The sequence below is a fragment of the uncultured Demequina sp. genome, from assembly GCF_913055775.1.
Lineage (GTDB): Bacteria > Actinomycetota > Actinomycetes > Actinomycetales > Demequinaceae > Demequina.
In genome coordinates this window covers 1-8,481 of sequence record NZ_CAJXJX010000119.1, presented here as the reverse complement: position 1 = coordinate 8,481, position 8,481 = coordinate 1, and the positions used below count along the sequence as shown (strand labels likewise).

Genomic DNA, 8,481 nt, shown 5'->3' with positions numbered 1-8,481 from the left:
GGGCGCGCTCCTTGGCGACCCAGCTGCCGTCCTGGTAGTTGCGGATGAAGTCCTCGACGAACTCGACGGGGTCGTCTCCCACGATCGCACGCACGGAGGTGTCGTCGGCGGCGGCCTGCTCGAACAGGACGGTGAGGTCCTCGTCCATCGCGACCAGAGAGTCGGACTTGGCGATGCCCCCGGCGTACATCACGTAGCGCCCGATGGCGAGGGCCGCGTCGCGGTAGGGGGCGGGGAGAGCCTTCTTGCGGGCCTGCGCGGCGCGCCAGGCCTTCTTGTCGTCGAGTGATCCGGTGACCACTTCGATCCAGTTGCGGGTCATTATTCGTGTCCTTCGGTGCGGAGCTGGTCGATGCGGGTCTCCAGGGCGCTCCATGAACCCCAGAACTCGTGCAGGCTTGCCTCGCCGGCGGCGTTCAGCGTGTAGACCTTGCGCGGCGGCCCCTTCTCGGAGGGCACCTTGTCGATGTCGACGAGGCCGCGCTTCTCGATACGGACCAGGACGGCGTAGATGGTGCCCTCCGCGATGTCCTCGAAGCCGCGTTCGCGCAGGCGGGCGGTGATCTCGTAGCCGTAGGCGGGCTGCAGAGCGAGGATCGCCAGGACGACGCCTTCGAGCGTGCCCTTGAGCATCTCGGTCATCTGCTTGCCCATGGGCGGCCTCCGCGGTACTTAGTTTTATTGACTACCAGTAGATAGTAACACTGAGTAGTGGGCGGGCGCCAGGCATGCGCCGGCACGGACGGCCGATGCACGGGCTGGGCCGTGCGACGTCAGTCGCCCTGTGAGGTGGTGGCGCTAGGCGCGCGCCTGGGCGGCGCGGCGCTCGCGCGCCTCCTCGCGGTCCGCGGGCATCAGCCACACCAGCGCCGCGAGCACCACGCTCGCGACCGTGACCACCATGAACACGAGGTGCAGCGCGTCCATGAGGTTCTCCCCCTCGGGGGTGCCGTCGGGCCCCACGGTCGCAATCGCGTTGACGATCGCACCGCACACCGCGACACCCACCGCCGACCCGAGCGAGCGTGCGAAGGTGTTGATCCCGGTGACCGCGCCGCGGGTGTGGTGCGCGACTGCGTTCTGCGCCGCGATGAGCGTCGGCACCGCTGTGAGACCCATCCCGAGCCCCACGAAGAACGTCACGAAGGCGGCGCCCCACAGCGGCGAGGACGCCCCCAGTGCGAGCGTCGACGCCGTCCCGAAAACCACCAGCGCCGACCCGATCACCGCGGTCCATCGGAAGCCCAGCCTCAGGTAGAAGCGGCCAGAGTTGGAGGCGGACAGCGGCCAGCCCACCATCATGGCCGCGAGCGCGAAGCCCGCCACCAACGGACCGAAGCCCAGCACACCCTGCGCGTAGATGGGGATGTAGGTCGCGAGGCCCAGCACCACGATGCCCACGACGAGCGAGATCGCCGTCGCCACCCCGATCACCCGCTGGCGCAGCAGCCGCAGGTTGACGATCGGGTGCTCGACGCGCAATGCACGCCACACGAAGGCGAAGCCCAGGGCCGCCGAGAGTCCGAACACCGTCACGGAGGTCGCGGACATCCACGGCCACGCCGAGCCGCCTTCAAGCAGCCCCACCAGCAGCAGCGTGCTGCTCCCGGTGAGCAGCGCGGCGCCCCAGTAATCGATGGGGTCGCGCCCGCCCTCGCGCGGCGACTCGTGGTACCGCCGGACGATCACCCACGCGGCGATCAGGCAGAGCGGGATGTTGATGAAGAACAGCCAGCGCCACGAGACGAATTCGGAGAACACGCCTCCGAGCGTGGGCCCCACCACCGAGGAGATCGCCCACACCGACGCCATGTAGCCCTGGGCCTTCGCGCGCTCCTCGAGCGTGTAGATGTCTGCGGAGATGGTGAGCGACACCGGCATCACCGTGCCGGCGCCCAGGCCCTGCAGCACGCGGCCCACGATCAGCGCGCCCATCGACCATGCGGCGCCACACAGGATGGACCCGGCGAGGAACAGGCCCACACCCGCGAGGATCAGGTGCTTGCGGCCCAGGATGTCCGAGAGTCGACCTGCGAGCGGCGTGCTGACTGCCTGCGCCAGCAGGTAGGCGGAGAACAGCCACGGCACCTGCGCGAATGACCCGAGCTCGCCCGCGATGGTCGCCGATGCCGTCGCGATGATGGTCGCGTCGAGCGCCACGAGCCCGGTGGCGAGCATCAGCGAGAGGAGGATGGGCCCGCGCTCAGAGCGCAGGCCGACCGTCGCGGCGGTAGGCGGCACGTCCGTCCCAACCGCCCCCGCACGCCCCGCATTCCCCGACCGCCGCACGTCCCCCGACCCGCGCATCGGCCCTCCTGGTGCCCCCGGCGGGACTCGAACCCGCACTGAGCCGGGTTTAAGCCGGCCGCCTCTGCCAGTTGGGCTACGAGGGCGTGCGCCCAGTCTCCCGCGCCCCCGACAGTTTCGAACAATCCGAGCGCGACGCGCCGGCAACGAACGGGTTGCAGCGACACTCGCGCGGCATGTCGCCGGAACCGTGTTCGGAACTGTCGAGCGGCGACGGAGGGCCGATGCGGTGGCTAGGTGGGCTACAAACGCTCGGCGGCGGAGAACGCGATGCCGTCGAGGATGTCGTGCTCGCTCGTCACCACGGTCTCGAGCGTGGCTCCGGCCGCAGCGACGTCAGCGCGGACGCGCTCCACGACCTCGCGCCACACGAGCGCCCCGGCCCCGATAACGTCCACGCGGCCCGGGTGCATGAACGGCAGCGCCGCCCGCTCCTTGCGGTTCGCGTCAAGCAGTCTCACCGAAGCCTCTACGACGTCGTCGATGGGCAGCTCGGAACCGTTGATCGCGTCGCGGTCGTAGCGTTCGAGGTGCAATGTCGCCGCCGTCACGGTGGTGATCGAGCCCGCCAGTCCCACCAGGGTCCGCGCCTCGGCTAAGGGCACCTCAAGCGCGGCGGTGTCGAGCGCGGCGCGGACGTCGGCGCGCGCGTACTCGATCTGCTCGACCGTGGGCGGGTCCTCGTGGAGGTGGCGCTCCGTCATGCGCACGCAGCCCACGTCCATGGAGTACGCGGCGTCGGGAGAGGTCTGGCCGAGCACCATCTCGGTGCTGCCGCCGCCGAGGTCCACGACGAGGTACGGCCCGGGCTTCGAGGCATCGAGAGCGGACAGCGCGCCGCGGAAGCTGAGCTCGGCCTCCTCGGTGCCGCTGATGACCTCGGGCGCCACGCCCAGCCGCTCGCGCACGCCGTCGATGAAGACGTCGCGGTTGGAGGCGTCGCGCGTGGCGGACGTCGCGACGAAGCGGATCGCCTCGACCCCGTGCTCGCGGCACTGCGCGGCGTAGTCGTCGGTCGCCGCGAGGGTCCGCTCGAGCGCTTCCGGAGCGAAGTGGCCGGTGCGGTCGACGTCCTGGCCCAGGCGCACGACGGTCATCACCCGGACCACGTCCGTGAGGGTGCCGGACCGGATGTCCACGTCGGCGATGAGCAGGCGGATCGAGTTGGTTCCGCAGTCGATCGCGGCGACGCGCGGCATCAGGCCTCCTGGGCGAGAGAGTCGGGGTCGGTGGACAGGGGTGCGTCAGGATCTCTTTCGAGCGCCGGGCACGTGCAGCGCGTGGGGGTCCAGTGGCCGCGGATCATCTCGAGGGCCTCATCGCCGAGGGGGTTCACACCGGGTCCGGCCGCGAGCGCGTGCCCCACCAGCACGTGCAGGCACTTGACGCGGTCGGGCATCCCGCCGGCGGAGATCCCGTGAATCTCGGGGATGTCGTCGAGCGCGTAGCGTTCAGCGAGGTACTGCTCGTGCGCGCGGGCGTAGTGCTCCGCCAGAGCGGGCTCCTGGGCCAGGCGCTCGGTCATGTCCTTCATGACGCCGCGCGCTTCGAGGGTCGAGACCGCGGCGACGGCCTCGGGATGCGTGAGGTAGTACTGCGTCGGGAAGGGTGTGCCGTCAGGAAGCCGCGGTGCGGTGTGAACCACGGTCGGGTTGCCGCACACGCAACGCGCGGCGATCGCCACCACCCCGCGCGGCTGACGGCCCAACTGGGCGGCCAGCACCGTCAGATCGGACTCGGTCGCAGGGGTGTCGCTCACTCGGACGAGTCTACGGGAGCGTCCTCGGCCGAGCTCCCGGCGGCCTCCTCGTTCCCATCAGCCGCATCGCCGTTGCTCGACGGGCCTTCGACAGCCTCGCCGTCGCCACCCTCAGCCGCGCCCGCGTCCTCAGCCCCTGCATCGGCCGAGCGGACGGAGGCCGGCTCCTCCCCAGCGGCGACCACTGTCTCCCACAGGCGGTCGTACCACGTGGCGCCCACGAGCGCCTCGGGATCGCGCTCGGCGGCCGGCGATCCCTCCGCGGGGCCGGTCACGGTCTCGGGGTCGATCACGCGGAACGGCGTCTCGCCCGGGAACACGTAGGCGAGCCGCTCGCGGGCCTGCGCGACCAGGAAGGCGGGGTCGTCCCAGCGGGCGACCTCCGCGCTCAGATCGTCGACCTCGGCCTGGGCCACCGCCGCATCCGCGCGCAGCCCTTCGAGCATGGCCTGCTGATCGACGTACGCGCGCACGGAGGGAGCGACCACCGCGAAGGCGAGCGCCAGCACGCCGACGATCACCGCCGAGCGCCATGTCAGCATGGCGGTCCACGAGCCCTTGGGGCGCGACGGGTCGAGCCGCGGGCCCTGGTCTCCCCTGGTGCGGCCCGGGGTGGGGCCGCCGGGACGGCTCTGCGGCTTCGCGATCGGGCCGGTCGTGGGCCCGGAGCGCTTGGCCGTGGGCCGCGACGCTCCGGCGCGGGTGCGCGAAACCTCGGGGCGCGCGGTCGAGCGCCGCGACGTCGAGGACGTTCGCGGCGCGCCCGGGCGCTTGGAGGCAGTCACGCCCTGATTGTCCCCGAGCTGCCGGGTACAGGGCTCACGGCGCTCCGCGCGCCTCCGGAATCGCCAGGCTCGTACCTGTTCAACACACGCTCGAGGCGCATGTGACGGACGTGACGGGAGTGCATGCACACCTGACACACGGCTCGCAGGTGTCACAGCCGTGTGGTGAGCGGTACGGCGCCGGGAACGCACGACGGCCGCGACCCCCGCATGTGGGAGCCGCGGCCGTCGAAGCCTGGCGGTTAGGCCGAGTAGCTGCGCGGGAAGGCCGACGTGCCGGCGTACTTCGCGGCGTCGTCGAGCTCCTCCTCGATGCGGAGCAGCTGGTTGTACTTGGCGATGCGCTCACCGCGGGCGGGCGCGCCGGTCTTGATCTGGCCGGTGTTGAGGGCCACGACCAGGTCAGCGATCGTGACGTCCTCGGTCTCGCCCGAGCGGTGCGACACCATCGAGGTGAAGCCCGCGGCCGTCGCCATCGACACGGCGTCGATGGTCTCGGTCAGCGTGCCGATCTGGTTGAGCTTCACGAGCAGCGCGTTGGCCGCGGCCTCGTCGATGCCCTTCTTGAGGCGGACCGGGTTGGTGACGAACAGGTCGTCGCCCACGATCTGGGTCTTGTCGCCGATGGTCGACACCAGGTGCGACCAGTCGCTCCACTCGTCCTCAGACAGCGGGTCCTCGATGGACACCAGCGGGTAGTCCGCCACGAGCTGCTCGTAGTACGCGGACATCTCTTCGCCGGACTTGGCGACACCCTCGAACTGGTAGGCGCCGTCCTTGAAGAACTCGGTCGCGGCGACGTCGAGCGCGAGCGCCACGTCCTCGCCGGGCTTGAGGCCGGCCTTCTCGATGGCGACCAGGATCAGGTCCAGCGCCGCGCGGTTCGACTCGAGGTTGGGGGCGAAGCCGCCCTCGTCGCCCAGGCCGGTGGCCAGACCGCGCTCCTTGAGCACGGACTTGAGGGCGTGGTAGACCTCGGCGCCGTAGCGGTAGGCCTCGCGGAAGCTCGGGGCGCCCACGGGGGCGACCATGAACTCCTGGATGTCGACATTGGAGTCCGCGTGCGAACCGCCGTTGAGGATGTTCATCATCGGCACGGGCAGCAGGTGCGCGTTGGGGCCGCCGATGTAGCGGAACAGGGCCAGGTCAGCGGAGTCCGCCGCAGCCTTGGCGACCGCGAGCGAGACGCCCAGGATTGCGTTCGCGCCCAGCTTGCCCTTGTTGTCCGTGCCGTCCAGGTCGAGCATGGTCTGGTCGATGATGCGCTGCTCGGTCGCGTCGAGTCCGACGATCTCCGGAGCGATGTCGTCGATGACCGCGTCCACGGCCTGCTCGACGCCCTTGCCCAGGTAGCGCGAGCCGCCATCGCGGCGCTCGACCGCCTCGAAGGCTCCGGTGGAGGCGCCGGAGGGAACTGCCGCGCGGGCGAACGTGCCGTCCTCGAGCGCGACCTCGACCTCGACGGTCGGGTTGCCGCGCGAGTCGAGAATCTCGCGGGCGCCGATTGCCTCAATGCTGGCCATGATGCTCCTTCAGTTGTAGAGGGGTGTTCTCTGGCGAGTCTATCGGCGGCACTAGCGCGCCGCCTCGTGACTGGGGTCCTAGGTGGGTGAACCGTCGGTGACGGTTGCGGGGGTCGGGGTCGGGGCACTGGAGGGGGCCGATGCGGCCTCGGCTTCACGCGCCGCCGCCTCGTAGTCGCGGGTCGCGTCGCGCAGCGCCGCTTCCGCGTCGACGCCCTCGGCCTGCGCTCGCGCGACGAGCGCGAGCAGCTGCTGGCCGATGCCCACACCCGCCGGGTCCTGCACAGCGAGGCCGGAGCGCGCCGCCCGCGACAGCACCTTCTGCGCCCGCGCCAGCGCCGGCTGAGCCGCGGGCACGCCATCCATGACGGACTCGCGCTGCTTCGTCTCCTTCTTGATGCGCTCCCAGCGCGCGTGCGTGTCCTGCGCAGTCAGCTGCTCGCCGCCGTCCTCGAACACGTGCGGGTGACGCTCGATGAGCTTGTCCGCGACGGCGTGCGCGACATCGTCGATGTCGAACGGCGCCTCGGGGTGCTCCTGCGCCACGCGAGCGTGGAACACCACCTGAAGCAGGACGTCGCCGAGCTCCTCACGCAGGTCGTCGCGCGTCCCGGTCTCGATCGCCTCGATCAGTTCGTAGGTCTCCTCGAGCGCATAGGCGGTCAGCGACTCGTGGGTCTGCTCCGCGTCCCAGGGGCATCCGCCCGGCGAGCGCAACGTGTCCATCACCTGGACCAGACGCGCGACTCCCTCACTCATCGGTGTGCTCGCTGGCGACTACTCGCTGGCGATCCACGGCGAGTCCGGCTCGACCAGGCCCACGACGTCGTTGTACTCGAGGAACCAGGCCGCCACGCCCTGCTGTGCGGCCGCGACCGCCTTTTCGGCCGTCACGGTCAGCGACTGCATGAACGCGTCTGCGGAGAACTCGCCCGTGCGCCCGCTGGTCACGGCGCTGGCCTCGACCTCGTGGGCGACGGACTCGATCACGGAGGTGTCCTCCGGCAGGACGGTGAAAGCGGCGAGCAGCAGCGCGCCCTCGAAGGCGTCGACCATCTCCTCGGTTGGCTCGGCCGTCGATCCCTGCAGGGACAGGAAGCCCTCGGCCTGCGCGCGCGCCTGAGCCCTCACGTGCTCGAACTCGATCTCGTCGGCTCGCGCCGCGAGCGGTTCGCGCATCATCTCGAGGGTGATGACCTGACGGCGGTTGGCGGGGCTGCCGATGTCCTCGAGCCACACGTCGTACAGATCCGAGACCTGCTGATTGGTGATGACGGTGCCATCGACCTCGGCGGCGGTCCCGGCCTGGCCGGGCTGTCCGGGGACGGCGCACCCAGCGAGCAGGAGCGCGGAGCCGGCGACGGCGCCAGCGGCGGCACGACGATTCAGGCGAAGCATGGCCATCATCCTACTGTCGCCGGACGGGTCACCTTGATCACGTCGCGCACCCAGTCGAGCACCTCCGGCCCCTCCAGCGGCTTTCCGCCGATGCGCGACGTGGTGGGCGCGGGAACGAGTACCTGCCGTACGGCGGGCTTGATGAGGGTTCCGGGGTAGAGCCGGTTGATGCGCAGCGCCGCGGAGTCGGGCAGTTCGAGCGGGCTGAAGCGCACGTACTTCCCCTGCGCGACGACGTCCGTGATCTCCGCCGCGCGCACGTCGAGCCGGAGACGGGCCACCGCGAACAGATGCTCGACGGGCTCCGGAAGGTTGCCGTAGCGGTCCCGCAGCTCGTCCTCGATGGCGACCAGCGCATCGGCGTCCGCGGCGTCCGCGATCTTGCGATACGCCTCGAGCCGCAGCCGCTCGTGCTCGATGTACTGCGTGGGGATGTGAGCGTCGACCGGCAGGTCGATCGTGACGGCGGCGCGCTCCTCGCCGCCCTCGCCGCGGAAGCCGGCGACGGCCTCGCCCACCATGCGGATGTAGAGGTCGAAGCCCACGCCCTCGATGTGGCCGGACTGTTCGGCGCCCAGCAGGTTGCCGGCGCCGCGGATCTCGAGGTCCTTCATGGCGACGGCCATGCCCGCGCCCAGGTCCGTGTTCGCGGCGATGGTCTGCAGGCGGTCGTGCGCGGTCTCGGTCAGGGTCCGGTCCGGCGGGTACA

The 8,481-nt window shown here is 70.8% G+C and carries 10 protein-coding genes and 1 tRNA gene; all 11 read right to left on the bottom strand.

Annotation, left to right across the window (positions count from 1 at the left end):
- Nucleotides 1-322: DUF1048 domain-containing protein (locus QZ483_RS11165; protein WP_297083996.1), on the bottom strand; the 322-nt coding region annotated here is incomplete at its 3' end.
- Nucleotides 322-654: a PadR family transcriptional regulator gene (locus QZ483_RS11160; RefSeq protein ID WP_297083994.1), complete on the bottom strand. Its 333-nt coding sequence runs from the start codon at nucleotides 652-654 to the stop codon at nucleotides 322-324. The genes QZ483_RS11165 and QZ483_RS11160, both read right to left, overlap by 1 nt.
- A 144-nt stretch (nucleotides 655-798) precedes the next feature.
- Nucleotides 799-2,241, bottom strand: a complete 1,443-nt coding sequence (locus QZ483_RS11155) for an MDR family MFS transporter (protein WP_297083991.1) — start codon at nucleotides 2,239-2,241, stop codon at nucleotides 799-801.
- Nucleotides 2,242-2,316: 75 nt separating this feature from the next.
- Nucleotides 2,317-2,393: transfer RNA gene (locus tag QZ483_RS11150), tRNA-Leu, on the bottom strand.
- 156 nt (nucleotides 2,394-2,549) lie between these two features.
- On the bottom strand, nucleotides 2,550-3,506 hold the full coding sequence (locus QZ483_RS11145; RefSeq protein ID WP_297083989.1) for a Ppx/GppA phosphatase family protein: 957 nt from the start codon (nucleotides 3,504-3,506) through the stop codon (nucleotides 2,550-2,552).
- A complete protein-coding gene (locus QZ483_RS11140; RefSeq protein ID WP_297083988.1) occupies nucleotides 3,506-4,066 on the bottom strand; it encodes a DUF501 domain-containing protein in 561 nt (186 codons plus the stop codon). The genes QZ483_RS11145 and QZ483_RS11140 overlap by 1 nt, the downstream gene beginning before the upstream one ends.
- Nucleotides 4,063-4,851 (bottom strand): septum formation initiator family protein, encoded by a 789-nt coding sequence (locus QZ483_RS11135; protein WP_297083985.1) that lies wholly within the window; start codon nucleotides 4,849-4,851, stop codon nucleotides 4,063-4,065. The genes QZ483_RS11140 and QZ483_RS11135 overlap by 4 nt, the downstream gene beginning before the upstream one ends.
- A gap of 242 nt (nucleotides 4,852-5,093) precedes the next feature.
- The gene (gene eno, locus QZ483_RS11130) at nucleotides 5,094-6,374 is read right to left on the bottom strand and encodes a phosphopyruvate hydratase (protein WP_297083984.1); all 1,281 of its coding nucleotides are present in this window, start codon (nucleotides 6,372-6,374) and stop codon (nucleotides 5,094-5,096) included.
- Between the two features lie 78 nt (nucleotides 6,375-6,452).
- Complete coding sequence (locus QZ483_RS11125; RefSeq protein WP_297083982.1) at nucleotides 6,453-7,133, bottom strand: MazG family protein; 681 nt, start codon at nucleotides 7,131-7,133, stop codon at nucleotides 6,453-6,455.
- Nucleotides 7,134-7,151: 18 nt separating this feature from the next.
- Nucleotides 7,152-7,772 carry a hypothetical protein gene (locus tag QZ483_RS11120; protein WP_297083980.1) on the bottom strand — a complete coding sequence of 207 codons (621 nt, stop codon included), beginning with the start codon at nucleotides 7,770-7,772 and terminating at the stop codon, nucleotides 7,152-7,154.
- Between the two features lie 5 nt (nucleotides 7,773-7,777).
- The coding region (locus QZ483_RS11115) for a TRCF domain-containing protein (protein ID WP_367117108.1) at nucleotides 7,778-8,481 on the bottom strand (704 nt) is incomplete at its 5' end.

Bases quoted from the DNA above. Each gene is read 5' to 3' on its own strand.
- QZ483_RS11160 (WP_297083994.1), bottom strand. From the start codon at position 654: ATGGGCAAGCAGATGACCGAGATGCTCAAGGGCACGCTCGAAGGCGTC.
- QZ483_RS11145 (WP_297083989.1), bottom strand. From the start codon at position 3,506: ATGCCGCGCGTCGCCGCGATCGACTGCGGAACCAACTCGATCCGCCTG.
- eno (WP_297083984.1), bottom strand. From the start codon at position 6,374: ATGGCCAGCATTGAGGCAATCGGCGCCCGCGAGATTCTCGACTCGCGC.
- QZ483_RS11125 (WP_297083982.1), bottom strand. From the start codon at position 7,133: ATGAGTGAGGGAGTCGCGCGTCTGGTCCAGGTGATGGACACGTTGCGC.
- QZ483_RS11120 (WP_297083980.1), bottom strand. From the start codon at position 7,772: ATGCTTCGCCTGAATCGTCGTGCCGCCGCTGGCGCCGTCGCCGGCTCC.